A 26099-nucleotide genomic window follows, 5' to 3' on the forward strand; every position below is an offset into this window, starting at 1 on the left:
TTATTGGGCTGGCGCCGCCGCTTGCGGCGCCGGTTCGAATTCCAGCTTGTCATCGACGACCACGAATTGCCCGACCGGTTGGCCCAGGTCGGCTTTCGGGTCGTTTTCCATTTCCGTCAGCGCATTGCAGGTCGTCGTTTCCGCCTGCCACAGCTGCTTGCCCATGCGGATATTCCACACGCCATCGCCGGCCGCAAACAGCTCGACGGTGATGTCGGCCGGCGCATCGGTCGACAGCGTATGCAGGCGTTGGCATCGCGGCAAATTGGTGGCCATCAGCTGCACCTCCACGCTATCTTGCCAAAAATAACGTTGCTGGCGGCGCACGGTCAGGGAATGGTCTTGCCCATCGAACATATAGATGGCGAAGTCCTGGACACAGCCTGACAGCAGGACGGACAGCGTGACGATCAGGAGTTTGCGCATGGTCGGCTTTCTTTGGTGGTTCTCTGTGGTGGCGGAGTTCAATACTGGTGGCGAGAGTGGGCGCTTGCTTGTATGGTTGGTGCGTCGCCCGCCGTCTTGTTTTTCGCTTACGTGGCATTATATCCATGCACACCAGTTGCGGCGTGACAATAGTTACGCCCTCCCTATGCCAACGAGCTGAAAGACGACGATGATCGACCTGTATTACTGGACCACGCCCAACGGGCACAAGGTGACGATGTTCCTGGAAGAAGCAGGCATCGCCTACAACATCATTCCCGTGCATATCGGCAAGGGCGAGCAATTCAAGCCCGAGTTTCTTGCCATCGCGCCCAACAACCGCATCCCCGCCATCGTCGACCAAGCGCCGGAAGATGGCGGCGCACCCCTGTCCTTGTTCGAGTCGGGCGCGATTTTGCAATACCTGGCCGAGAAAAGCGGGCAATTCCTGCCCGACGACGTGCGCGGCCGTGCCGAAGTCATGCAGTGGCTGTTCTGGCAAATGGGTGGCCTGGGTCCCATGGCGGGACAGAACCACCATTTCGTGCAATATGCGCCTGAACCGATCGACTACGCCATCACGCGCTACGTCAACGAAACCAACCGTTTGTACGGCGTGCTGAACAAGCGCCTGGCGGACCGTGCCTACGTGGCCGGCGACACCTACTCCATCGCCGACATGGCAATCTATCCGTGGATCGTGCCGCACGCACGCCAGCGCCAGAAGCTGGAAGATTTCCCGCATCTGGCGCGCTGGTTCGCAAGCATTGCCGCCCGTCCCGCCACCGTGCGTGCGTATGCGCGCGCGGCCGAGATCAATGTGCAACCCACGGTCAGCGGCGACGCGAAAAGCGTGCTGTTCGGGCAGACGGCGAAAACGCTAGGCTGAGCAACGCTCAATTGCCGCGGTAAGTGGAAAAACCGAAAGGGCTGAGCAGCAAGGGAATGTGATAGTGCTGGTCAGTCTTTTCCACGTGAAACTGCACAGGGATTTCCGGAAAGAACGTTTCCTGTTTCAGCCGCGCATAGTGTTCGCCTGTTTTAAACACGATGCGGTAGTCGCCCGCCTGCATGGGCGCATCAGCCGGATACATGGCCGCGATGCGTCCCTGCGCATTCGTCACGGCGCTGGCCAACTGTTGCCAGCCTTCGCCTTTCTTTTGCTCCAGGGTCACCGTCACGCCCGCCGTCGGCTGGCCGCTCTGCAAGTCGAGGATGTGCACGCTCAAGGGATTGGTGGCGGCCGAGGCCATGCTGGACAGGCTGGCAAAGGCCAGGGCGGCAGCGGTTTTTTTCAGGTAGTTCATCGTTGTGTCTTTCAAGGTGTGGTGAGATCGAGTTCAGGGATGGCCGCCAGGGCAGCCTGGGCGCAGGCACGGTCTTGCAGGGCGCCACCGCCACCAGCCACGCCGATGGCGCCGACCACTTGCCCCTGCGCCATCAATGGCAAGCCGCCACCCAGCAACAACAGTTCCGGCAGGCTAGTCAGGTTGCGCATATCGGCGTTGGCGTTCGCGGCGCTGGCCAGGGCATAGGTATCGCTCTTGGTGGACAGGGCCGTATACGCCTTGCGCCGGCTGGCCTCCGTGTTGTGGGGGCCGACGCCATCGGCGCGCTGCACGGTCACGACATTGCCGCCACGGTCCAGCACGCTGACGACGATATGCCGCCCTTGCGCCTGGCAAGCGGCCATGGCCGCATCGGCCAGACGCTTGGCCGCCGCCAGCGAGAGCTCATCGACCTTGCGCAATTGGGCGTGGGCGGGGCTGGCCAGCAGGCACAGCAGGGTACTGCCGAGTAACAGGGTTTTCATCTGGCATCCACGAAATAAAGTGACGCCAGTATGGCCAGTGTTGCCCTACGAGAAGATGATCGCCGCATGACATTTTTATCATCCGCAGTGGCTTGCGTGCGGCGTAGAATGCTTCTAGTTTCCACAAGAAAGCCCCCCATCCATGCGCATCCTGGTCATAGAAGACGAACCGAAGACAGGCGACTATTTGCTGCGCGGCCTGGCCGAGTCAGGCTTTACGGTGAGCCTGGCGCGCAATGGCCGCGACGGCCTGCACATGGCCAGTAGCGAGGCACCGGATTTGATCGTGCTCGACGTCATGCTGCCCATCATGGATGGCTGGCAAGTCTTGCGCGCGCTGCGGCTGCAGGAGGGCGGCGCGGACGTACCCGTGATTTTCCTCACGGCGCGTGACGAAGTGCAGGACCGCGTGAAGGGGCTGGAACTGGGCGCCGACGATTACCTGGTGAAACCATTCGCCTTTGCCGAACTGGTGGCGCGCATCCGCACCCTGCTGCGGCGCGGACCGCCACGCGAAGACGAGGTGATCCGCATCGGCGACATGGAAATCGACGTGATGAAGCGCAAGGTCAGCCGTCAAGGCCAGCGCATCACCCTGACGGCCAAGGAATTTGGCTTGCTGCATTTGTTGGCGCGGCGCCAGGGCGAGGTCTTGTCGCGCTCCATCATCGCCTCGCAAGTGTGGGACATCAATTTCGAGAGCGACACCAATGTCATCGACGCGGCCATCCGCCGCCTGCGCAGCAAGCTCGATGACCCGTTCGAACCCAAGCTGATCCACACCTTGCGGGGCATGGGCTATGTCTGCGAATTGCGCGCGCCATCCAATCCCGACAGCGGCGCCACGCAATGAAATTGGCAGAACTGCGCCGCTCGCTGACCCTGCGCGTCACGCTCGTCTTCGTGCTGATCGTGGCGCTCGTGTCGGCCGGGCTGGGCATGCATCTGTACCGCTCGTTCGTGGCGGAAATCGAGCGCCGCGACGACATTTTGTTGCTGGGAAAACTGCGGCAAATCCAGCAGCTGCTGGGCAATGCCGGCACCCTGGACATCATCCGCGAGCGGCCCCAGTATTTCCGCGACACCATGAGCGGGCAAGAGAATTCCTTGGTCCGTATCGTGCGCGCCGATGGCACGCGTTTGATCGATGTCAATCCGAACGGCGAGACGGTGGCGCATGCTGTTCCCGTGGCCGTCGATGCGCCCGTGACGGCCAGCGCCATCGTCAGCTGGACCAGCCGCGACGGCTATCCCGCCAGGGTCGTGGCAGCCAGCGCGCGCATCGGCGAACCGGCGCAGATGGCCGATATTGCCGTCGCCCGGGTCTACGGCGACCGCACGGCCATGTTTGCCGCCTACCGTTGGCAGATCGTCGTCTCGGTAGCCGTCAGCGCACTGGTGGCAGCCTTGCTCGCTAGCGTGATGCTGCTGCGGGGATTGCGGCCGTTGCGCAATATCGCCGCCCATGCTGCCCTCGTGCGGCCTGGCAAGCTGGAACAGCAACTGGAGGCGCGCGGCGCACCCAGCGAACTGCTGCCCTTGATCCACGCGCTCAACGCCATGCTGGCGCGCTTGCAGGAAGGCTATGCGCGGCTGTCGCAGTTTTCCGCCGACCTGGCGCATGAATTTCGCACGCCCGTCACCAATCTGCTGGGTCAAAGCCAGGTCATGCTGGCCCGTCCGCGCAGTGCGCAAGAGTATGAACAGCTGGTATCGTCGAATGTGGAAGAGCTGGAACGGCTGTCGCGCATGATCGACAGCATGCTGTTTTTGGCGCGTGCGCAGCAGGAGGAAATGATACTCGTCAAGCAAACCTTGCCCGTGCAGGACGAGTTCTTGCGCCTGGCCGATTTCTTTGAAGGCCTGGCCGAAGAGCGGGGGCTGGCGCTGGCCTGCCACGGCAGCGGCACGGTGACGGCCGAGCCGCAACTGCTGCGCCGCGCGCTGGGCAACCTGTTGTCGAATGCGATACGCCACGCGGCGCCGGGCAGCACGATTTTATTGCGTTCGCACGCGCCGAACGGGGGCGTGGAGCTGAGCGTGAGCAACCTCGGCCCGGCCATTCCCGCGCGCCACTTGCCCCACCTGTTCGAACGCTTCTACCGCGCCGACCCGGCCCGCAGCGACTCGGCCGCTTCCACCGGCCTGGGACTGGCCATCGTCACGGCCATCATGCAGCTGCATGGCGGCAGCGCGAGCGTGGCATCCGACGCGGCCGCCACGACGTTCACCCTCGTTTTCCCCGTTTAGCCCATTTCTACCAAGAACTCATGCATGCCCGTATGCGGCAGTTGCGCGCAGGCCGGTGCAAAATGCGGCAACTGCCCCCACAGCAGCGGATTGCCGACGATGTACACGTAATGTTGCGCGCGCGTCAGGGCCACGTTGAGCAGGTTTGGCGTACTGGCCGCCCATTGCGCGGCGCCGGCCGTGCTGTCGTCGGCACCCAGGACCAGCATCACCACGCTTTGCTCCTTGCCCTGGAAGGTGTGCACGGTGCCCACCATCTGGCTGCTCCATAGGCGCAATTCGCGCGCCGTCGGTGCCTTGCCATAGCCGAGGCGGCGGTCCCAGTCCAGGTCGACGATGCGCGAGCGTAATTCGTTGCGCACGGCCTTGAACGGCGTGATCACATACATGTCGGGCAGCTTGCCGTCGCGGCGATACAGTTTCAGCAGCACTTCCAGCACGAAATCGAGTTGCACGGGCACCACTTGCTTGTAGCTGACGGCGCCGACGGCGTCGATCCAGCGGCTCGGGCCCCGCGTGAGGCCGCGCGCGCTGGCCGGCGGCGTGCGTTCGCTCAAGCCGTAGACCATCTTGTCTTCGTAGGCGATGCTATTGGCCAGCGAAAACATCGGTTCCACGCAGCGGCGGTGCACGCGCAAGGGGCTGCCTATCCACAGCGGCTGTGCGCTGCCGGCGCCGACTTGCGCGCCATAGCGGTTGGCCTTGTCGGCCAGTGTTTGCACGGAAACGGAAGTCGGCGCGTAACTGCCATCTTGCGTGTGCGGCGACAGGGCAGACAAGGTTTGCACGAGGCGCCCTGGCACCGTGAATACGGGTTCGATTTGCAGCGGGTCGCCCACGACGACGGCGCGCCTGGCGCGCCACAGGCTGCCCAGCGCCGCTTGCGGCACGGCCTGACCTGCTTCATCGATGAACAGCCAGCCCAGCGATTCGGGGCCCATGCCCTGGAACTGGCGCGCGAACGAAGCGAATGTGGTCGACACGACAGGCACCACCATGAACAGGCTATGCCAGACCATGGCGATGTGCGACTGGTCGTAGGCGCGCTTGTTTTTCAACAATTTCGACACGGCCAGCAAGTTGCCGCCAAAGCCGGGGCCGCCTTTCTTTGCTACTTCCGCCAGCCACGCTTCGTGCAGGGCCAGGGCTTTGGCGAACAGGCGCGAACGCAGGCGCGCCAGCGCCGGCTCATGCCACAGGCCGCCAATTTGCAGCGCGTCGCCGTCCAGCTCGTCCAGGGTCGCGGGCGCGATGATGGTGGGGAAGCGCATGCGCGCGCGGCGCAGCAGTTCCGTGCTGTCATCCCATTCGCGCTGGCGCGACTGCGCCGTGCGCAGGGCGATGTGCAGGCTGTGGCGGGCGCGCTCGCAGCGCGGCTCCAGCTCGCCCTTCAGCAGCAGCTTGATGGCGGATACGTCGCGCGCGGCCTGGCGTTGCGCTTCGGCGTTGGCGATGACGGCGTCCTTGTAGGCGCGCGCCGGCGCCGTGCGGAACAGGCGGGCAAAGAAACCTGGTTGCGTCAGCGCCACCAGGCGTTCTTCTTCCAGCAATTCCTTCTTGCTGGCAAGCAGGGTGTCCTGCTGTGCCAGCGCGCTGGACAGGGCGCCATTCGCCGCATCCATCTCTTGCTCGGCCGCAATCAACGCTTGCTGGCTGGCCTGGATGAAGTCGCCTTCCGTGCAAGTGCCTACGGCTTGCCACAGGGCCGCGTATTGGGCGTGTTCGGCCAGGGCTTTTTCCACCACGTGTTCCGTCTCGCGAAACTCGCGCGCCGCCTGGGCGAAGCTTACGCCCTGGTAGCTGGCCAGCCATTGGCGGATATTCTGCGCGTTCGGCGTCTTGCGCGCCGTGCTCTTGTCCCAGTCGTCGTCATAAAAATTGCTGACGAAGCGGCGGCGGTTCGCGCTATTGCCCAGCGCGCAGGACATCAAGCCCCATGGCGCTTCCGTCTCGCTCAGGGCGCGGTTCGCGCCATTGCCATCGGCCACGACGCGGCGCGCCACGCTTTCAAAGTAACGCGTGCGCGCCCATTCCTTGCCCAGCTGCTTTGGCTTCGGCAAGTCACCGGAAATGTTTTCCACCGCCGCGTTATTCGACGAGGCGACGACCATTTCAAAGCCCGTCAGTTCCGGGCGCAAGCGGGCGATGGTGATGGGGTCGCGCACGCCTTCGAAGGCCACGGCCACCTTGCCGATGAAGGCGTCGCCGGCACGGTCCAGGCAAGCCAGTACGCTGGCGCGGCGCACGATATTGTCGGCGAACAATTCGCGCAACAAGGTCGTCTTGCCCGTGCCGGGCGGGCCGTTGACGGAAAAGATGCCCCGTTCATGCAGACTGGTACGCGCGCCGTGGATGGCGAACTGTTGCATCAGGCTCATGGCATAGCTGGCGTCTTCCAGCCAGTGTCCCCGGTGCATATTGGCTGGATTGAGCATGGCGGCCAGCGCCTGGCGTCCGGCTGGACTGTACAGGTCGATGCGCTCATCGTGCGCCAGCGGCGTCAGATAGGCGGCCACGGTGGGCGGCAGCTTGCCGCCACGCAAGGCGCGGATGATCTGTTCCAGGTCGTCGAGATAAAAACTGTTGAGAATATCGATCGATGGTTCCACCGCATCGCCAAAGTCCAGCGTGCGGTTCTGGCTGGTCTCTAGCGTATCGGCCGCGTCGCTGGCGGCGCGTTTTTTGCGCGTGCGCAATTCCAGCACGGCCAGCGGCTGGCCCGCCGACGGGTGGAAGCCGGCCCAGTCGCGCAGCAGGTCGGCCAGCGCCGCGATTTCCATGCCGGACAGGGGCGACGAGACATTGCCCGCCTCGTCCGTCACTTGCTGCGGTACGCGGGCAGCGGCGAAATTGCGCAAGCTGTCTTGCAAGGCCAGCTGGCTGTCGCTGAAGGCGTCCAGGCTCAGGCCCGACCAGTCAGGCGTGCGCGCGCGACCCAGCGCCCACGGCAACGTTGAAACAGAGACGGGGTCGAACTGCGGCTCGCCCAGCGCATTCAAGTTCAGGCGGGCAAAGCACGAGCGTCCGGCCAGTTCCGTTTTTTCTGTTTCGGCCATGTTTTCCGGGCCGCTGGCCGGCGGACAAGCCTTGTTGATTTCGGCCTTGTCGAACACGCCGAGGAACAGCGAAAAGCCGTCGATCTCGCGGTCGGACGGTACTTGCCATTGCGTGGCGAACTGCAGCGGCAATTGCGCCAGCTGTTCGCGGTGCAGGAGACGCACGGTGGACTGGTCTTCAACGTCCGTGATTTGATTCAGGTCAAACGGGATAAAGAATTCGATCTTGTGCCAATACTCCAGGATAGCCAGGAGGCGCTGCTGTTCTGCCTGATTCATGATGACCAATATTTTGTAAAGCGAGCGAGGATTGTAAAGCGTATGCGCGGCGCACGTTTTGCACTTTTGCCTATTGCGCGGGCTTTGCCGTAAAAAAAGTTGGCCTGTCAGTGGAAAGAAGCCGGACGGCAACTTCGAACGCATCTTTGTCGTTGACAGCTTGTTATTGTTGCTGCTACTGTACTGCCTGTAATAGTACAGTGAAGTCATGCCATGAACCGTCGAAGTCCCTTGATGCTGCAGATCGCTACAGGCGATCCGCGCCCCATCCATCGCCAGATCGTTGACGGTGTACGGCGCCTGATCGCCAGCGGCGAGTTGACGCTGGGCGCGAACTTGCCCAGTGTCCGTGGCCTGGCCTTGCAGTTGGGCATTAATCCGAACACGGTCGCCAAGGCTTATAGCGAACTGACGGCGGAGGGCTGGCTGGATGCGCGCGCCGGCCTGGGCCTGTTCGTGGCTGCGCCGCGCCAGCGCCTGTCCGACGAGGAACGCGCACGGCGTCTGGACGAAGCGTTGACCCGCTTCGTCGGCGACGTCATCGCGCTCGACTATCCTGCTGGCGTGGTGCTGGAACGCGTAGCGGGCGAACTGGCCTTGTGCCTTCCCAAGAAGACCGGCTGAAAGTATCCGATGACGAATGAACCCATCTTGCAGACCGACAAGTTGTCGCTGCGCTTCAAGGACAAGCATGCGCTAGACCAGCTTAGCCTGCGCGTGGCGCGCGGCGGCATCCATGCCATCGTCGGCGCGAATGGCGCTGGCAAGTCTTCGCTGTTCCGCGTGCTGCTGGGCTTCGAGGCGGCGACCGAAGGCAGCGCCCGTATTCTCGGTTGTGACTGCGCCCGGCTGACGCCGGACTTGCGTGGACGCATCGGCTATGTCAACGAGGAGCACACCTTGCCCCTGTGGCTGACGATCGGTGAACTGACAGCCATGCAACGCCGCCTGTACACGGGATGGAATGAGGAACGCTATTGCAGTGTGTTGCGCAACTTCAATGTATTGCCAGGGCAGCGCATCGCGCAGCTGTCGCGTGGGGAACGTGCCGGCGTGAATCTGGCGCTGGCGCTCGGGCAGAGTCCGGAACTGTTGATCCTCGACGAACCCACGCTGGGCCTCGATGTGGTTGCCAAGCGTCTGTTCCTGGGGGCCATGATGGAAAGCAGCTATAGCGATGGCATGACCATTATCTATTGCTCGCACCAAATGGAAGAAATCGAGCGCGTGGCCGACCAGCTGATCATTCTTGAGCGCGGGCGTTTGTTGCAGGCTTGCGCGCCGGACGTCCTGTGCGAGCGGGTACTGCTGTGGGTGGCCGAATTTCCCTTCCTGCCGCCCGATACGAGAGCGCTGCCCGGTATCTTGCATACCGAACATATTGACGGACTGAGCCACTTCATGGTGCTGGACCAGGGACCGGAATTTGCCGCACGCCTGCGCCTGCTGGGTGCGCGCAGCGTGCACAACATGCCCGTCAGCCTCGACCGCGCCATCAATGCCTTGTTGGCGCGCGGGCATATTTCCGCTGCTAACCCCGCGCTGTACGCGGCCTGAGAAAGACTTCTTCATGGGCGACCTGTACCTGAGTGAGTGCCGCCGCTACCTGCGGGCCACCCTGATCTTTGCTGCCGTCCATATATTGGTGCAACTCTTCCTGGCCCGCTTAGGCAGCATCTTCCAGCAAGGCTGGCCCATGCAACTGCTCATCCTGGCAGTGTGCATGCTGGCAGGTCTGGGTCTTGCGCTGCATCAGATCGGCAGCTATCGCCAGCCCAGCCGCTGGCTGTGGCTGCTGCACCGGCCGCTGGCTCCCGGCGCCATCCTGGGAGGCTTGATGCTGGCGTCGGCCACGCTGATTGCCCTGGCCATTGGCCTGCCGCTGCTGCTGACCGTGCTGGGCACTGATTTTCTGTCGCCGCGCACGGTCGACATGCGCCACTACCTGGCCGTGCCTTACCTGGTGATGATGACGCTGATCGCCTGGCTGTGCGGCGCCGCCATCATGGTCAGCCGCCTGCGCTGTGCCTTCCTGCTTATTCTCCTGCCCTATGTGATGCTGATGCACGCGGCCGGCGCGCTCAGCCTGCTGCTGGCGACGCTGCCCTGCGCAGCGTTGTTGATGTGGAACGTGCACGCCAGTTTCACGCCCAGCCGCATGCGGCTCGCCGGCGGCCGCACCGCCACGCTGGCACAGGCGGTGCCACTGGTGGTGGGCATATATTGTCTGTTGCTGTGGGGTACGTTGGCTGTCTTTCACATCGCCCTGATCGGCTTGGACCGGCATCCGCAGACGATGGCCATGCCGTCGGCTGGCGGCTACGCGGATGTGAGCCGCGCCGATGGCCGCAGCCTGATGCTTGCCGGACTGGCCGGCGCCCAGGATGAGCGTGCGCCACTGTGGCGGCGCCAGTTGCCTTTGCTCGAAGTGGGGACCTTGCAAGCGACGATCACGCGCTATGCCGTGCGACAGCAATTGTCGAACCAGAACGCGCCGCCGCAGGCTGAGCTGAGCGATCTGCAGCAGCGCCTGACCTTCAATCACGGCAGCATGCGTTTCGACGTGCACGACATGCGCACGGGTGCGCTCATCAATCAGATGGGGCTGCATGGACTGGGGGACTTGCAGGCGTTTCCCGGCGTACCCGTACTTGCCGGTAATGTGCTCACCGGAAACATGGTGCTGGCATTCGAACCGGCTGGTCATGCGCTACGGTTGCAGGCACTCTTGCCAGCCGGGGAGCAAGCGGTTGCAGCACCGAAGAAAATCAGCGAACGCGTGTATGTGCTCAGCAACGGCCACCTGCTCGTCTATGCGCCTGCCGCAGCGGCGCAGCCCGGTGCTGCCGATACGGAAGTGTTCCGCCTGCCATTGCCTGTACCGCTGAGCAATCTGGAGCGGGTTGATATCGCGCCATTGCTCGACGGTACGCTGGTTTCCATCACGGGGGGGCGCGCCATGCAGTCAGGCGTACCAGGCAGTACGCAAGCGTTGCTGTTCGTCGACGCCAGCGGCCGCGCGCAGCCGGTCGCCACGCACGCCATCGACCACGATTTTCCGCTGCTGTTCGAACACGCCGACTGGTGGCTCTCACCCGCGCTGCATGCGCTCGTCAATCTGCCGCAGCGGATGTATGCTGATGGCGCCGTGCCGGATCTGACTGACGACAATGCCCGGCCTGTCGTCCGTCCGGCTGCCGTCTGGAGCGCCGCACTGTTGGCCGCTTTGCTCAGCGTCATGGGCGCGTGGTACTGGCGGCGGCAGGCCGGCGATGTGCCGCGCATCTGGCTGCTGGCCTGCGCGCTGCTGGGGCCTGCCTGCCTGCTGACGCTGCTGATCCTGCATCCACGCTCGCCAGTACCGCAGGCGCGCCCGCTTGCTGCTGCGTTGGCCAGATGATGGGCCTGGGCTTGGGCTACCGGCACTGTCTCTGGCACGCTGTCCTGGTCCTGGTCCTGGCGGCTGGCTTGACTCTGGCGGCGCCCGCTGCCGTGACGGCGACCTTGACGTTGGCGCCATTGCTGGCTCGCAATGCCGCTCTGCCGCCAGCGCCGCGCATTCCCAGTGCTGCCTTCGAGCGTCGCCCGCGTCTGCATGCGGTACACCTGTCGCCGGACGGGGCGTCGGTAGCGTATCTGGATGGCGAGGGGGCAAAGGCCAGCCTGCATGTGCTCGACACCCGCACGCAAGTGGCCAGGCGCCTGCTGGCCTTGCCTGGGCAGGTGGCCTTGTTCTGGTCCGGCGACAGCAGCACGCTGTTCCTGGCCATGCCGGACGGCGTGTCGGTGGTATCCGTTGCCGACAGCAGCAGCTACAAGCTGGCCGCCTTTGACGGCAGGGCCGAGCATCGCTTGTTTCCCGCAGATGCCGCTCACGCGCGCCATGTGCTGATGGCAAGCTACGCTGCGGCCAGCGGTATCTATCGCCTGGAGCGCATGGACACGCAAGGCCAACGCGAGCTGTTGTACCAGGGTGAACAGCTTTCCGGTTTCCTGCTGGACGCAACGGGTCGGCTGGGTTTTGCCATGACCGTCGCCAGTGATGGCATGCGTAGCATCCAGCGTCGCCAGGCTGCGGGCTGGCAAGAGGTGCTGCGTTGCCAGCGCGTCGATGACTGCACGCTGGTGGCTGCCGCGCCTGATGCTTCCCGGCTGAGCATGCTCATGGCGCAGTATGGCGACCGCAGCGCGCTGGTGGAGATTGATCTGGCGCAAGGCAGGCGTCGCGTTGTGCATGCCGACCGCGCCGGCCTGGCAGATATCCGCCGGGTGATCAGCGATGCGGACCAGCGTACGCCGCTGTTTGCCCTGTTCGAATCGCCCATGCTGCACCATGCCGGGCTGACACAGTTGGCGCGCCGTGCCGTGGCTGATATTGACCGGCAATTTGGGCACGGAGGCGTCTTCATCGAAGCGGCACGAGGCGGGGCGACACTGTTGCTGATCGAGAGCGGATCACGCCTGAACCACGACCGTTACTGGCTGTACGACAGTGCCCGTCGCAGCACGCGCGAAATCCTGCAGGCGCAGCGCGCGGCTGGCCAGCCTTTGCCGCCGGGCCAGCTGGCGCAGACTAGCCCCATCCATTACCGTGCCTCGGATGGCGTGCTGGTCCATGGATATCTGACCTTGCCGCCCGGAAAGGTAGCGGCGTCGATGCCGCTGCTGACGCTGGTCCATGGCGGGCCGTGGGAACGGGTCAATGCCGCTTACGCGCCACTAGTGCAATTGCTGGCGAACCGCGGTGTCGCCGTGTTCCAGCCGAATTTCCGCGCTTCCGTCGGTTATGGCCTGCATTACATGACGGCGGCCGGTGGCGACCTGGGCAACGGCCGCGTGCAGGCCGACATCGTTGATGGCGTGCGCTGGCTGCTGCGGCAGGGGGTGGGCGACCGGCAACGCCTGGCCATTGCCGGCCATTCCTTTGGCGGCTATGCGACCCTGCTGGCGCTGACACACACGCCCAGTCTGTTTCAGTTCGGCATGGCCATCGCACCGTCGCCCGACTTCGCGCGTACCCTGCGCACCATGGCCAGCGGGCCGGGCGGCGACCAGGCATTCCCGCTGCGTCTACAGGATATGGGTGTGGACTTGCAGGATGGCGTCGCCATGCGGACGCTGGAGGCTGGCGCCCCCGTGCGCCACACGGACCAGGTTGGCAAGCCGCTGCTGATCATGGCTGGCGCCAGAGACAGCACGGTGCAGATCGCATCGGTGACGGATTATGTGGCCCGGTTACAGTTGTCCGGCAAGCCAGTCAGCCTGCTGGTCGATCCCGAGGAAGGGCATAATCCGCGCCATCCCCTGTACCGCCAGGCTGCGGCGTATCTGCTGGAACAATTGCTGCAGCAGCATCTGGGCGGGCCGGCGCCAGCTGCACCGGGAGCGAAATTGGACTCCTACTTGCGCCAAACGCTGAAAGCGAACCGGGCTTTGCCAGCGCTGTTCGCCGTGCCGGGGGCGGACGCAGCCCTCAAGATCCCTTAAAACCCCTTAAAACTCTTCCCATTCGCTCTCTGCAGCGGCATTGCTGCGGCGCGCCGGTGCGGCGGCCACGGCCTGGCGCACGGGTGCCTTGCGGGCCACGGGGCGTGCGATGGCTGGCGCTGCCGGCGTCGCGCGCACAGGCGTCAGCTTGGGTGTGCTGGTGACTTGGTTGCCCGTCTTGAAGAAACCCACCACGTGCGCCAGTTCGCCCGCCTGTTCCTGCATGCTTTGCGAAGCCGCCGCCGCTTCTTCCACCAGGGCTGCGTTTTGTTGCGTCACTTCATCCATCTGTGCAATGGCCATGTTGATCTGCTCGATGCCGATGGTTTGCTCGTGCGTGGCGGAGGTGATTTCGCCCATGATGTCGGTCACGCGCACGATGCTGTCGACGATGTCGCCCATGGTCTGGCCCGCTTCATTGACGAGGCGCGAACCCGTGTCTACGTTGGCGACGGAAGCGGCGATCAGTTCCTTGATTTCCTTGGCTGCCGAAGCCGAGCGGTGCGCCAGGTTGCGCACCTCGGTGGCCACGACAGCGAAGCCGCGGCCCTGTTCGCCCGCGCGCGCCGCTTCCACGGCCGCGTTCAATGCCAGGATGTTGGTCTGGAAAGCGATGCCGTCGATGACGCCGATGATGTCGACGATCTTCTTCGACGACGCGTTGATGGTGCCCATGGTGTCGACCACTTGCGAGACGATGCTGCCGCCGCGCACGGCCACTTCGGACGCGCTTTTTGCCAGCTGGTTCGCCTGGCGCGCATTGTCCGCGTTCTGCTTCACGGTCGAGGTCAGCTCTTCCATGGCCGACGCCGTCTCTTCCAGCGAACTGGCCTGCTCTTCCGTGCGTGCTGACAGGTCGAGGTTGCCGGCGGCAATTTCGCTCGATGCCGTGGAGATCGCATCCGTGCCGTGGCGCACTTGCGCCACCACGCCCAGCAGGCTGGTGTTCATGGCTTTCAGTGCGCCCAGCAGGCGCCCCGTTTCATCGCTGGAATTGACGACGATGTGCGACGACAGGTCGCCAGAGGCCACGGTTTCCGCCACGCTGACTGCCGCATTGATGGGGAGGGTGATCGAGCGCGTGATGATCCAGGCAACGAAGGCACCCAGCAGCACGGCCACGCTGCCCAGCGCTATCATGGAGGCGCGCGCGCTGGCGCTCAGCGATTCGGCCTCTGTTGCCGCCTGCGCCGCCTGCTGCGCTTCATAGGCGAGCAGGCTGTCGAGCGCGCCCAGCACGCGCTTCAGGCTCGGTGCCGCCTGCTGCGTCAAAAAGGCGATCGCTTCTTCGGTCTGGCCCGCATTGCGCAACTCGATGACCTTGTTGTTCAGCGGCGCGCCCGATTTCAGGGCGGCGTCCAGTTCGGCCATCAGGGCCGTTTCCTTGTCCGTCGAGATTTTCTTTTGCAAGGTTTCCTTGGCGGCGCCGTATTTCTTGCGCGATTCGCCGATTTTCGCCAGTTCCGCCTGCACCAGCGCTTCCGTCGGCGCCACCACCACGCTGGTGATCGCCAGGGTGATGTTGCGCACGTTGTCGCTCATGGTGTTGGCCGCCGCCATCTTGACGTTCTTGTCGGTGACGATGTCATGCGTGCGTGCGCTCAGTTGCCCCATGGAGTACAGGCCGACGAGCAAGACGGCCACCAGCAGGCCGAGAACGACAGCAAACCCGATCCCGAGCCGGGTGCCGATTTTGAATTGTGTGAGTGACATGATTGCTTTCGTGTTGCGGAAGTGAGGGAAAACGTCGACAGGCCGGGTCTACGGGTTTATACGTATGGGCGGCGAGTCTGTAATTGTTCCTCAAAAATCCGCACTGCAATACAAAAACTTGTATCAAGTCCGAGAAAAGTTTTAAAAATGGTAGTAAATTAAATAAGTTGTCGTGTGGAAACAACGTGCGCGACGCTGGATGGGCGCGCAGTTCTCCGGAAATACCTGGATGGCCAGGAAATCGATGAAAGCGCTAGGTTTAACGAGATTTTTGCCCGATACGCCGCGCGAGGCGCCGATGGCGCAGGGACGTCAGCTGGCCGTGCTGCTGGGGACGGTGGCGCTGGCATTGATCGCGCTGAAAGCGTGGCTGCACCGCCTGCCCTCAGTCGGCAATATGGTTGGGAATGCGAAACAGTAAATCCGTGTCGCCGATGTCCACGCCCGCTTGCGAAAGCAGAGTGCCGGCCTGGCCCCGGTGGTGCGTCTGGTGGTTAAAGAAATGCATGAGCAGGCTGAAAAACTCGCGCCGGTTCGGTCCCTTGCTGTTGCGGTAGTCGAGCAGGTGGTCCAGGTCTTCTTCGCGGATGGAGGCGGCCCAGTCCACAATGGTCTGGTCCAGCCACAGCCGGTGCGCGTGCATGGCGGCAAAATCGTCGGCGGCGAACAGCGGCTGCGTGAGCGAGGTGGGTGGCGTGATGGCGCGGATGGGGTCGAGCAGGGGAAAGCCGGCCGGGTGCCTGGCGTAGCGCTGCAGCCACAAGGTGTCGCCCACCATCACGTGGTTCAAGGTGGCCAGCAGGGAGCCGAAAAAGGCGCCCCGCTCGCGCTGCAGTTCGCCGGGCGGCAGGCCGGCCGCGGCCGCGTAGACCTTGGCATTCATCCACTGGTTGTAATCAGCCATCAGGCAAAGGTGGGCACAACGACTCATGGTGATTCCTCCAGGGTGTGAATGTTGTCTGTCAGACGGATTTCAAAAATGCGCGTATGCCGGCCAGCAGCATTTCAATGGCCATGGCCGTCAAAATCAAGCCCATCAGGCGCTCGAACGCCGTCATGACTCTCGGACCCAGCGCGCGCTGCAAGCGTTCGGCGCACAGGAAGACGGCCAGCCAGACGACGGCCACGGCCGTCAGCCCCGCCACGTGGGCGATGACGTCGTTCATTTCATGCGAGGAAAACAGCAGCACGGTCGCCAGGGCCGACGGGCCGGCCAGCGCTGGGATGGCCAGCGGCACGATGAACGGCTCGCCCCCCATTTCATGGTCGCTATTGCCCGCGTTGGGCTGTGGAAACACCATGCGCATGGCGATCAGGAACAAAATCACGCCGCCGCCGATGCGCAGGGCCACTTCCGACAATTGCAAGGCGTTCAGGAAATGGCGACCGAAGAACATAAACAGCAGCAAGATGCCGAAGGCGATCATGCATTCGCGCACGACGACTTTCCAGCGCCGCTCGACCGGTACCCGTTTCAGGGCATTGACGAACAGGGAAACGTTGCCGAACGGGTCGGTGACGAGCAAGAGCAGGATAAAAGTCTGGAAGAAATTCTGTGTCATGGTGGTGTGAAAAAGAGGTCAACAACGCTGCCAGGATGGGCGCGGTGCGATAAGGCTTGCGATGATAACAAGAGCGGCGGCGATCGCCCATGATTATTGATGCATAGCAGCATTTTTTTTATGCGGCGATGACTTTTGCCTGGTAAAACGCGGTGGGCGTGGTGCCGAAATGTTTCTTGAACATGGCAGTGAAGGCACTCTGGCTGGTGTAGCCATTCTCCATGGCCACGTCGATGACCTTGCTGCCGTGCGCCAATTGTTCCAGCGCCCGCAGCAAACGCGCCTGCTGGCGCCACTGGCCAAAGCGCATGCCCGTCTGTTTCTGAAACAAGCGATGCAGGCTGCGCTCGGTGATCGCCAGCGCCTGCGCCCAGTGCGCCACCGTCTGCTGTTCGCCCGGTTGCGCCATCAGCCGCGCGCAGATGCCGCGCAGGCGCGCATCGACGGGCAAGGGCAAATACAGGGGCAGCACGGGCAGGCTATCGAGCTCATGCAACAGCAATTGCAGCAGATGCCAGTCGCGGCTGCCTTCCGTGAAATCGGGCGCGATGTCGACAGCCGCCACGATCAATTGCCGCAGCAGGGGGCTGATGTCGAGCACGCAACTGTGGCGCGGCAGCAGTGGCGAGCTGGCACAGTCGATGAAGACGGTGCGCATCTTGACGGCGCCGCTCATGCGTACCTGGTGCGCGATGCCGGGCTGCAGCCACACGCCGCGCGTGGGCGGCACCACCCAGCGCCCGCCCTGCGCCTCGATGGTCATCACGCCTTCGATGGCGTACAGCAACTGCGCATGCGTGTGGCGGTGCACGGAAATCACGTGGCCATGCGCATAGTCGACGGCCAGCGCCATGGCGCGCGCCGTGACGGGCAGCAGTTCCTGAAAGGCGGGGGAGGTGCAATCCATGAGGAAGGTCAGTTTTGCGATAGGTACGGACATCTTAGCGCGAGAAGGCGCGGCGCGCCTGCGGCATGATGGTTTCCCGTCACTATTCCTGGAGCTACACATGCCTGTGCGTGCCTATCTGTACCCGTTTCTGGCCATGCTGTTGTGGGCTGGCAACGTCATCGTGTCCAAGCTGGCTGCGTCCAGCATCGCCCCCACGGCCATCACCTTTTACCGCCTGGTGCTGGTCTTGCTGGTGATGACGCCGTTTATCGCCCGCCCCCTGTGGCGCAACCGCGCCGCCATCCGACGCCAGTGGTGGCAGCTGGCCCTGTGCGGCGTGATGTCGATGGCCCTGTTCCAGAGCCTGTCCTACCGCGCCGCCGAATCGACGACGGCCACCAACATGGCCATCGTCACGGCGCTGGCGCCGCTGATGACGGCCCTGCTCAGCGTCTTGCTGCTGGGCGAGCGTCTGACGCTCGGCATGGCGGCAGGCGGCGTGCTGTCGTTTGGCGGCTTGCTGTACCTGGTCGGACGCGGCGACGTGCTGGCCTTGCTGCAGCAGGGCGTGCATGCGGGCGATGCGCTGATGCTGCTGGCCTGCCTGAGCTTTGCTCTGTATGGCGTGCTGCTGCGTCGCTGGCGTGTATCGATTCCCGCTTGGCAAGCCATTTATTGCCAGGCGCTGGCGGCCCTGGCGTGCATGTTGCCGCTGTTCCTGCTGCTGCCGCCCGGCAGCGCCAGGCTGGACGCCACCACCTTGCCCCTGATCGGCTATGCGGGCATCGGCTCGTCCATCGTGCTGTCCTACCTGTGGATCGAAGGCGTGAAATTGCTGGGGCCGAACCGCTGCAGCATCTACGTCAACCTGTTGCCTTTGCTGACGGCCTTGCTGGCCATCGTCTGGCTGCACGAAAGCATGCATATTTATCACCTGGTCGGCGGCGGTATTTCGCTGCTGGGCGTGTTGCTGGCGCAGACGGTGCAGCGGCCCCTGTGGCGCCAGCGTCCTGGAGTGTCGGGACTTGCCTGAACGACCATGCATAATGGCGTTTTTCGGCAGTGGAGTTGACATGCGGCAAATATTTTGGACGAGCGCGATGGCGGCGCTGCTGGCGCTGGGCGCCCTGGCGCCGGCACAGGCAGCTTCCCGTTTCTACGAAGGCGCCCCCATGGCCTATGCCAGCGCCGTCGAGCGTCGCGACGGTGGCGTGGTGCTGGCCTTCCTGCGGGAAAATGGCGAGGTCAACGGCTACTATTGCCAGTGCAATCAAGGCAGCGAGAAACGCATGAACCTGGACAAGTATGGCAAGGCCAGCATCGAGGCCGTGTTCCAGCTTGACCTCGACAGCGAAGGCGAGACCACCCTGGTGCTCAGCCGCAGTGGCGGGCGCAGTGACAACCCCTTTGGCTTGCATGCCTACCGCTACCAGCGCGACGGCGGCAGAATGGTCAAGGTGGCCGCCTTGCAGCCCACGCTGGACGCCATCGTACACGGCGCCAAGGTCATGGACGAGGCCCAGGTGCGCGCGGCGCTGGCCCGTTTGCAGCTGATCGACTACAGCATCGCTTACGCGCCCACGGGCGTGGCCGAGTTCGATGCCATCGAGCATGGCCATGGCAGCCTGGTCGGCTATTTCAATATCGACGGTGAATTACTGCCGGGTAAACCGGCGGAAGCGCCGGCGTTTGCCTATAAAAAAACCTTCCAGGAAAAGGATGGCCATTATCTGACCGTCACGTATCTGCTGGGCAAGGGCTGGGAACGGGGCCACGCGCCCAGTTACCACGTCAAGTGGATCACCTGGGAAACGCAGCCGCAACGCTTTGCCGCCACCCAGGATGGCGTATTCATCGAATACGAGGTGAATTGCTGCGTGGGCAGTGTGTTTGCCCGTGGCCAGTATGCGCTGGGCAAGCGCACCGGCGTATGGCACTTCGAAGAGCCGTACACCATCCGCTGGTCTGGCGCCTATGTCGATGACAGGGCCGAGGGGCCATGGACGTATGAAAGCGGCGACGAAACCACCACGGGCATGATGCAGCGGGGTCAGCGCACGGGCCGTTGGGAAGTCAGCCCGGGCGTGGCCGAATGGCGCGCAGCGGACATGCACAGCTTCACTGGGTACGACCATTTTGTGAAAGACCGCCTGGACGGTCCCAGCGAGCGCCGTATCGATGGCGTGGTGCAATGGCAGGGCAACTATGTGCATGGCAAGAAGCAGGGCCAGTGGGTCGAACCTGGCGGTGGCGGCAACTACGTCGATGATGTGAAACAGGGGCCGTGGAAGAAGGCGACGGCGGACGGCGGCTGGCAGGTGTTGACCATGCTCAATGGTGAACCGGAAGGCAAACTGGAACAGTATGCGGCCGATGGCCAACTGCTGCTGGTCGAACATTACCGACTGGGTGTGCTTGAGGGCACGATGGAAAGTTTTTATCCGGATGGCAAGCGACGTTACCAGGGCTCGTTTGCCGACGGCAAGCGCGATGGTGCGGAAACCCTGTTTTATCCCGATGGTGAACTGCCGCAATTTCACCGCAACTGGAACAAGGGCGTGCTGCACGGCGTCAGCATCGAGAATTTCAAGAACGGCATACCGCGCCATATCGGCGCCTACAACATGGGCAAGGAGGTGGGGCGCCACCAGTACTTTCGCAGCGACGGCCAGTTAATCGAAGAAACCGTGTATTAACATATCTGGCATTCCGGCGCGACCGCGCACGATAGCGGAATGCCAGTTCTGCGCAAAAAACATCATCCACTTGTTACAAAGCGTGAAAATCCCAGCTGAATGTTGCTACAGGTAATCTTTCCCTGTATCTTGCAATCAGGAAATTAAAAGTACGGAAAACCTCAACCCTGTTGATCTGTATTGCACTCCTGACGATATGCGCGGGCCGCCTTCCCCCCTGCCGCCGCACACGCCGTATCGATCTGTCCTGAACAATTCACGTGACCCGCCCATCGGCGCTTGCAGCTATCCCATTTGGTTGGCGCAGGCATGGTTGCGCCCTTACCAAGGAAACTGCATGCTGTCGAATATAACAATAAAAATGCGCCTGATTGCCACCATGAGTGTGCTGGGCTTGCTGATCGCCGTGCTGGGCATCATGAGTATCATCAGCCTGAAATCGGCCAACAACACCCTCAACGAGGTCTACAGCAATCAGCTGGCATCGACCCAAGCCATCGGCGAAGCGCAAATTTCCCTGGGCCGTGCCCGGTTCACGATGGACCGCGTGATGGTGCACCCCGATGCCGCCGAAGCCAAAGAGACGCTGGCGCGCGCCGGCCAGTTTATCGAGTCTTCGAACAAGGCCTGGAAGGTGTATCTGGCCTTGCCGCAGGGCGCGGAAGAAAAACGCCTGTCCGACGACATGGACAAGAAGCGCAGCGACTACATCAACAATGGCTTGTTAATTATGAGCAAGGCGTTGTTCGAGGGTAACATCGCGCAGGCGGACGGCTTCATGATGAAGGGCCTGACCCCTCTGTACCGCACGCTGGACCAGGCAGCCGAAACATTGACGCAGTTCCAGGTGAGCGGTGCCGCCAAGATGTACGCCGATAGCCAGGCCAGCTACCACACGCAAGTGACCATGGCCATCGGCGGCATGCTGGTGGGCGCCTTGCTGACCATTATTTCCAGCATCTTGCTGCTGCGCGCCATCTTTGGCCCGCTGGACCAGGCCCTGCGCCATTTCGGCGCTATTTCGGACGGCAACCTGGCCAATGACATTGTCATCACGCGCCACGATGAGATGGGTGCCTTGCTGACGGGCTTGCAGAAAATGCAGGAACGCCTGTCGACCACCGTGCGCGGCGTGCGCGACGGCAGCGGCGCCATCGCCACGGCCAGCAATGAAATCGCCTCGGGCAACCTGGACTTGTCCAGCCGCACGGAGCAGCAAGCGTCGAGCCTGGAAGAAACCGCCTCGTCGCTGGAAGAACTGACCTCGACCGTCAAGCAGAATTCGGACAATGCGCGCCAGGCGAACCAGCTGGCCGTCTCTGCCTCGGACGTGGCCGTCAAGGGTGGCGCGCTGGTGGCACAAGTGGTCGATACCATGGGTACCATCAGTGAATCGTCGAAAAAGATCGCCGACATCATCGGCGTGATCGACGGTATCGCCTTCCAGACGAACATCCTGGCCCTGAACGCGGCCGTGGAAGCGGCGCGCGCCGGCGAGCAGGGCCGTGGCTTTGCCGTCGTCGCCACGGAAGTGCGCAACCTGGCGCACCGCTCGGCCAGCGCCGCCAAGGATATCAAGACACTCATCGAAGCATCGGTGCAGAACGTGGGCGCCGGCAGTGCGCTGGTCAGCCAGACGGGCACGACGATGGACGAGATCGTGGCCAGCATTCGCCGCGTGACGGACATCATGGGAGAAATCAGCGCCGCCGGCCGCGAGCAGGAACTGGGCATCGGCCAGATCAATCAAGCCGTGGCGGAAATGGACACTGTGACGCAACAGAATGCGGCGCTGGTGGAAGAAGCGGCGGCCGCCTCGGAAGCGATGCAGGAGCAGGCAGCGGCGCTGGCCGAGATGGTCAGCATTTTCAAGCTCGACGCCAACCATAGCGGCCCGGCAGCGGCCAAGCCCGCCTTGCGCAAGCCTGTCGTGGCCGCCACCAGCACGGCCTTGAAACGTCCGGCCCTGCGCCTGGCGCCGTCCCGCGCTGCGGCAGCACCTGTCGCCGCCGCAAAACCGCGTCCGGCCAAGCCCGCCGCAGATAACAGCGGCGAGTGGGAAGAGTTTTAAACTACTGCGCTGGCAGGGTGGCCTTGCTGCCCTGTTCCTGCAGCAGCGCCGCCTCGGCCAGGGCCTGGGCGCGCGCTTCCTCTGCCGCCTGCTCCGCTTTCTCCAGCGCATCATGGCGCGCCTGCAAGGCCGCCCGCGCACGCACGAAGACGATCTTGATGGCGGCCATCACAGGTACCGACAGGAAGATGCCGACCACGCCACCCAACTGGTCGCCGGCCAGCAAGCCGACGATCACCATCAGCGGGCTTACTTCCACGCCTTCGCTCATCAAATACGGGTTGACCACGTAATCCTGGAATAAACGGTAGGCGGCAATAAAGCCGATCAGCCAGAACACGTGCTCGTAACCACTGAAACCGGCAACGACCACGGCGATGACGGCGGCGGCCAGCGGACCGGCAAACGGGATGAATTCCAGCAGGGCGGCGGCGCCCGCCAGCAGCAGGCTGTATGGGACGCCCATCATGGAAAAGGCGATGCTGTAGGACACAAAAGTGGCGATCGACAACAGCAGCAGGGCGCGCACATAGCGCGACAGCAGGATGTCGAGGTCATCGATGATGGCGCCCCAAAGCTTCTTGTTCGGGCGGTTCAGCAAGGAGAGCAAGCCGTCGCGCATGTCCGGGCCTTCCTTGATCAGCAAAAAGCTCAGCACGGGCACCAGCACCAGATAGATCAGGTTGCTCGCCGCATGCATGACGGTCATGCCCAGTTCTTTCGCCAGCGGCATGGCCTGGCCGGTACCGCTGCTGAGCTGCGTCTGCATGAACGACAGCAGGCGCGCGCGCAAGGGTTCCATGAATTCCGGCAAAGGAATGCGCTCGGCAAAATTATTGCCTTTGAGCAGGGTCGGCAATTGCGCGCTGAGCTTGCTGGCTTCTTCCTCGATGCGGGCACCGAAGATGGAGCCCAGTATGGCTACCAGCAATATCACCACCAGAAAGACGATGCCGATGGCGGCCGTGCGCGGCAGGCGCTTCGGCCCATACCGCTCCAGCAACCCGATCAGCGGATACACGAGGTAACTGAAGAACACTGCAAACACCACCACGATCAGGGTAGACGACACCTTGTACGTGAGAAATAACAAAAAAGCGACGAGAAAAGCCGTCCACACCATCTTGGCAACGCGCAAGTTAAAACCGAACATATGAATTCCTTAGAGGCAGGATGCTACGCAAGCGTGGCTGGCTTGACGGACTGGGTGGGCAAGGCAGGGATCGGGCCGCGCCGCACGGCCGGAAATCATACCGCAAAATGCCAAAATGCCATGCTCTTGTGCGTAATAGCAATGCTTTCTTCTATCCCTCATTCCCTCCAGCCTATTTTTCCCGCCAGCTGGCCACGGTGATGAAGACGCCGTTTTCCTTGTCCGGCTCGCGCAAGGTCACCGTGTAGCGGCCGCTCGTATCGCTGCCCGTGAACACAACTTTGTCGTCATGGCCCTGCACTTGCGCGCCCTTGGCCAGTTTGGCGTAGGTGTTGAGCACCCAGTGGAAATCGGCATAGCTGCGCAGGCTGATGCTGGCAGCGGGCATGGGCTGGTCGCCAGCCTCGGCCGCGTCCAAACTTGCCAGGTTCGTCGGTGCGATGGGTTTGCCGCCGCTGGACCTGCCGGTCAATTCCGCATTCGGCAGCAGCAGGTGAAGCAAGCTGGCGGGAAAGCCGGGCGGTACGTCGCGCTGATGCCAGCCGGGCCGGCCGGGGCGGGTGGTGATGTATTCCACCACAGCAATGCTTTGCCGCTGTTCCGGGGCAGCCTGTGCCAGCATGGGCGGCAATTGCCGCGCCCAGATCAGCAGCGGCGCAGCCATCTCGTCTTCTAGGTCCGGTGGCAGGAACAAGGTCAGCACGGCGTGCGTGGGCGGCAGACAGTCGGGGTCGCAATGGCCGTTGACCAGGGCCAGTGCCAACAGCTTGCGTTGCGGGTCGAACAGCAGGGCGGCGCGCTGTGCGCCGTGTCCGCTAGGGTTGATGGAGGCCAGCACCGAGCGCCCGTCGGGCAGCATGGTGCGCGTGATGTCGTCCAGTGACTGCATGCTGTCGAGCACCTGGCGCGCGATCAGGGTGTTTCTCTGTGTATAGCTGCCGCGCGCATAGCCGAGCAGCTTGAAGACGTCGGCGCGAATTTCGGGATGCGCGCTCAGGCGCAGCGGCGCCGATGGTACGGGCACGCTGGCGGCCACGAAGGCGGCATCTTCGGCTGCCTGCGCTTGCGCCAGCGCAAAGGGGGACGTGACCAAGGCCGCGCACAGCGACAGCAGGGGCAAGATGCGGCGAATACAGGTGTTCAATGGCAATCCTTGTCGAGACGCCATGCCGGTCGGTTTGCCGACATGCGCGCGCTGTGATCTTAGCATTTCAGGAATGAAACGCTTTCTGCCAAACTTGGCTTTTGAATCACTGTCCGCATTGCCATGGCCAGGATATTGCGCATGGGAGAGGCGGGCTGTTTCTATACCTGCTCTTTGTATACGGACGAGCACGCCAAGGTGAGCCGCTTGCTCCGCCGCATGCTGGCCTGCTTGGAGAGCAAGCACATCCCCTTGACCGTCTTCAAGATCGGCGCCCGGGACGGCTGCTATGAGGTGTATCTTGAGCAGCGCGATCCCTGGAAGATGTCGTCGCAAGCCTTGCTGGCGCTGCTCGATGCCAGGCCCATTGGCGATGTTCAGGCGGCGTTGAGCACGTAGCGGTTCTTGCCGTTCTTCTTGGCCTGGTACAGTGACTCATCGGCACGCCGGTAGCTGTGCGACAAGTCGGCTTCCTTGATCATTTCCGCGATGCCGATGCTGACGGACACCTTGCGTTCCGGCACGAAAGCCGCCTCGACGCTGTCGACCAGTTGCGCGGCAAAGGCGCAGGCCGCGTTCTTTTCACCCAGGTAAATGACGGCGAACTCTTCGCCGCCCAGGCGGCCGCACAGGTGCTCGCCCGATACCTCGGCGATCACCTCGGCAATCTTTTTCAGCACCTCGTCGCCCACGTCATGGCCGCACATGTCGTTGATTTGCTTGAAGTCGTCGATGTCGATCATTAAAAAGTAAGCGGGCGTGAGCGCCGTACGCTGCAGCACGCGCGCGCTTTGCGTAAACATGCGTCGGTTGTTGAGCCCGGTCAAGCCATCCTTGTAAGCCATCGTCGCCAGTTCTCGCTGGGCACGATAGTTATGGATGCGCAAGACGAGAAAATAGATATTCAGCGCCAGGCCGATGATCACGCTGATGGTGACGGCCAGCATGGGCCAATGCTGGTCGGCCTGGCCCGCATGCACGGGAAACTGCCCCAGTCCCAGGATCGCCCACACGCCCAGCGACACGCCCAGGTAATACGCAATGCCGCTGAAGATGGGCGCCGTCGTCAGGGTGATCATCACGCCCAGCGGCAGCACCCAGAAAGCGGGGTCTTCCGTGCCCAGCAGCAGCACGCGAAAGCTGAAAGCGATGAACAATACGCTGACGGTGCCGCTGGCGATAATGGCCTGCAGCGACCTGGCATACACGGCCAGCAGCAGCCCGACCAGCATGCCCGTCACGCCCAGCGCAGCTTGCGCATGATCGAGCGTAGCGCGCGACAAGGTCAGGGTGTATGTGGCCAGCCAGCAAGCCAGGCCAAACGTCAGGATGGCAACCGAAATGAAATGCAATTCCTTGAAAAAGCGCTGTTGCTGCGGCGGCTCTCCTGAGAAGAACAAATAGTAGAAAGCAGGAGACAGGCTGCGCGAGGTGAACATGACATTTGTCCAGGCAGACAACACGCCTTGCGGCAGGGACGCCTCCCGGCAATGACAGGCGGCTTGGTGCGCGTATAAAGGTAGTTGCGCTCAGGAACTAGTGTACTGGCTTCTTGGGGGC

23 protein-coding genes are annotated in these 26099 nt (G+C 62.9%); 12 read left to right on the forward strand and 11 right to left on the reverse strand.

Going from position 1 to position 26099, the window contains the following annotated elements; translation table 11 throughout:
* Positions 1-426: a hypothetical protein gene (locus tag K0F85_RS25875; protein WP_219118722.1), complete on the reverse strand. Its 426-nt coding sequence runs from the start codon at positions 424-426 to the stop codon at positions 1-3.
* A 190-nt stretch (positions 427-616) separates the two neighbouring features.
* Between K0F85_RS25875 and K0F85_RS25880 the strand changes: the two genes are divergently transcribed.
* Positions 617-1315, forward strand: coding sequence for a glutathione binding-like protein (locus K0F85_RS25880; protein WP_219118723.1), 699 nt, complete (start codon positions 617-619; stop codon positions 1313-1315).
* Between the two features lie 7 nt (positions 1316-1322).
* Here K0F85_RS25880 and uraH read toward each other — a convergent pair whose 3' ends face one another.
* A complete protein-coding gene (uraH, locus tag K0F85_RS25885; protein ID WP_219118724.1) occupies positions 1323-1733 on the reverse strand; it encodes a hydroxyisourate hydrolase in 411 nt (136 codons plus the stop codon).
* 11 nt (positions 1734-1744) lie between these two features.
* Positions 1745-2239 carry a heme-binding protein gene (locus K0F85_RS25890; RefSeq protein ID WP_219118725.1) on the reverse strand — a complete coding sequence of 165 codons (495 nt, stop codon included), beginning with the start codon at positions 2237-2239 and terminating at the stop codon, positions 1745-1747.
* A 142-nt stretch (positions 2240-2381) separates the two neighbouring features.
* On the opposite strand from K0F85_RS25890, the gene K0F85_RS25895 reads away from it, so the two are divergent.
* Entirely contained in the window at positions 2382-3092 is a 711-nt protein-coding gene (locus K0F85_RS25895) for a heavy metal response regulator transcription factor (protein WP_219118726.1), read from the forward strand.
* Positions 3089-4489: a heavy metal sensor histidine kinase gene (locus tag K0F85_RS25900; RefSeq protein ID WP_219118727.1), complete on the forward strand. Its 1401-nt coding sequence runs from the start codon at positions 3089-3091 to the stop codon at positions 4487-4489. The genes K0F85_RS25895 and K0F85_RS25900 overlap by 4 nt, the downstream gene beginning before the upstream one ends.
* Here the strand turns inward: K0F85_RS25900 and K0F85_RS25905 are convergent.
* Positions 4486-7824 (reverse strand): DEAD/DEAH box helicase, encoded by a 3339-nt coding sequence (locus K0F85_RS25905; protein WP_257638174.1) that lies wholly within the window; start codon positions 7822-7824, stop codon positions 4486-4488. The genes K0F85_RS25900 and K0F85_RS25905 overlap by 4 nt on opposite strands.
* Before the next feature lie 213 nt (positions 7825-8037).
* Between K0F85_RS25905 and K0F85_RS25910 the strand changes: the two genes are divergently transcribed.
* The 4 genes from K0F85_RS25910 (at position 8038) to K0F85_RS25925 (ending at position 13311) form a co-directional block, all read left to right on the forward strand.
* Entirely contained in the window at positions 8038-8448 is a 411-nt protein-coding gene (locus tag K0F85_RS25910; protein ID WP_101483157.1) for a GntR family transcriptional regulator, read from the forward strand.
* A gap of 9 nt (positions 8449-8457) precedes the next feature.
* The gene (locus K0F85_RS25915; RefSeq protein ID WP_219118729.1) at positions 8458-9381 is read left to right on the forward strand and encodes an ABC transporter ATP-binding protein; all 924 of its coding nucleotides are present in this window, start codon (positions 8458-8460) and stop codon (positions 9379-9381) included.
* 13 nt (positions 9382-9394) lie between these two features.
* On the forward strand, positions 9395-11224 hold the full coding sequence (locus K0F85_RS25920; protein ID WP_219118730.1) for a hypothetical protein: 1830 nt from the start codon (positions 9395-9397) through the stop codon (positions 11222-11224).
* 68 nt (positions 11225-11292) lie between these two features.
* A complete protein-coding gene (locus K0F85_RS25925; RefSeq protein ID WP_219118731.1) occupies positions 11293-13311 on the forward strand; it encodes a S9 family peptidase in 2019 nt (672 codons plus the stop codon).
* 6 nt (positions 13312-13317) lie between these two features.
* On the opposite strand, the gene K0F85_RS25930 is transcribed toward K0F85_RS25925, so the two are convergent.
* On the reverse strand, positions 13318-15024 hold the full coding sequence (locus K0F85_RS25930; RefSeq protein WP_219118732.1) for a methyl-accepting chemotaxis protein: 1707 nt from the start codon (positions 15022-15024) through the stop codon (positions 13318-13320).
* 244 nt (positions 15025-15268) lie between these two features.
* Here K0F85_RS25930 and K0F85_RS25935 point away from each other — a divergent pair, with 244 nt between their 5' ends.
* Positions 15269-15445, forward strand: coding sequence for a hypothetical protein (locus tag K0F85_RS25935; RefSeq protein WP_219118733.1), 177 nt, complete (start codon positions 15269-15271; stop codon positions 15443-15445).
* On the opposite strand, the gene K0F85_RS25940 is transcribed toward K0F85_RS25935, so the two are convergent.
* From K0F85_RS25940 to K0F85_RS25950, 3 genes are all read right to left on the reverse strand, one after another.
* On the reverse strand, positions 15410-15955 hold the full coding sequence (locus tag K0F85_RS25940) for a DinB family protein (protein ID WP_219118734.1): 546 nt from the start codon (positions 15953-15955) through the stop codon (positions 15410-15412). The two genes, K0F85_RS25935 and K0F85_RS25940, sit on opposite strands and share 36 nt — an antisense overlap.
* A gap of 31 nt (positions 15956-15986) precedes the next feature.
* Positions 15987-16586, reverse strand: coding sequence for a MarC family protein (locus K0F85_RS25945; protein ID WP_101483148.1), 600 nt, complete (start codon positions 16584-16586; stop codon positions 15987-15989).
* Between the two features lie 118 nt (positions 16587-16704).
* A complete protein-coding gene (locus K0F85_RS25950; RefSeq protein ID WP_257638175.1) occupies positions 16705-17526 on the reverse strand; it encodes a helix-turn-helix transcriptional regulator in 822 nt (273 codons plus the stop codon).
* 67 nt (positions 17527-17593) lie between these two features.
* Here K0F85_RS25950 and K0F85_RS25955 point away from each other — a divergent pair, with 67 nt between their 5' ends.
* From K0F85_RS25955 to K0F85_RS25965, 3 genes are all read left to right on the forward strand, one after another.
* A complete protein-coding gene (locus tag K0F85_RS25955) occupies positions 17594-18508 on the forward strand; it encodes a DMT family transporter (RefSeq protein WP_219118735.1) in 915 nt (304 codons plus the stop codon).
* Between the two features lie 40 nt (positions 18509-18548).
* Positions 18549-20171, forward strand: a complete 1623-nt coding sequence (locus K0F85_RS25960) for a toxin-antitoxin system YwqK family antitoxin (protein ID WP_219118736.1) — start codon at positions 18549-18551, stop codon at positions 20169-20171.
* 337 nt (positions 20172-20508) lie between these two features.
* The gene (locus K0F85_RS25965; protein ID WP_219118737.1) at positions 20509-22242 is read left to right on the forward strand and encodes a methyl-accepting chemotaxis protein; all 1734 of its coding nucleotides are present in this window, start codon (positions 20509-20511) and stop codon (positions 22240-22242) included.
* A 1-nt stretch (position 22243) separates the two neighbouring features.
* Here K0F85_RS25965 and K0F85_RS25970 read toward each other — a convergent pair whose 3' ends face one another.
* Both K0F85_RS25970 and K0F85_RS25975 read right to left on the reverse strand, forming a co-directional pair.
* Entirely contained in the window at positions 22244-23395 is a 1152-nt protein-coding gene (locus K0F85_RS25970; protein WP_219118738.1) for an AI-2E family transporter, read from the reverse strand.
* A gap of 172 nt (positions 23396-23567) precedes the next feature.
* A complete protein-coding gene (locus K0F85_RS25975) occupies positions 23568-24539 on the reverse strand; it encodes a hypothetical protein (RefSeq protein ID WP_219118739.1) in 972 nt (323 codons plus the stop codon).
* Between the two features lie 141 nt (positions 24540-24680).
* On the opposite strand from K0F85_RS25975, the gene K0F85_RS25980 reads away from it, so the two are divergent.
* Complete coding sequence (locus tag K0F85_RS25980; protein ID WP_219118740.1) at positions 24681-24938, forward strand: hypothetical protein; 258 nt, start codon at positions 24681-24683, stop codon at positions 24936-24938.
* Here the strand turns inward: K0F85_RS25980 and K0F85_RS25985 are convergent.
* A complete protein-coding gene (locus K0F85_RS25985; protein WP_219118741.1) occupies positions 24917-25978 on the reverse strand; it encodes a GGDEF domain-containing protein in 1062 nt (353 codons plus the stop codon). The genes K0F85_RS25980 and K0F85_RS25985 overlap by 22 nt on opposite strands.
* Positions 25979-26099 lie beyond the last annotated feature (121 nt).

The sequence above is a fragment of the Janthinobacterium sp. UMAB-56 genome (genome assembly GCF_900095265.1).
Taxonomy (GTDB): domain Bacteria; phylum Pseudomonadota; class Gammaproteobacteria; order Burkholderiales; family Burkholderiaceae_D; genus Janthinobacterium.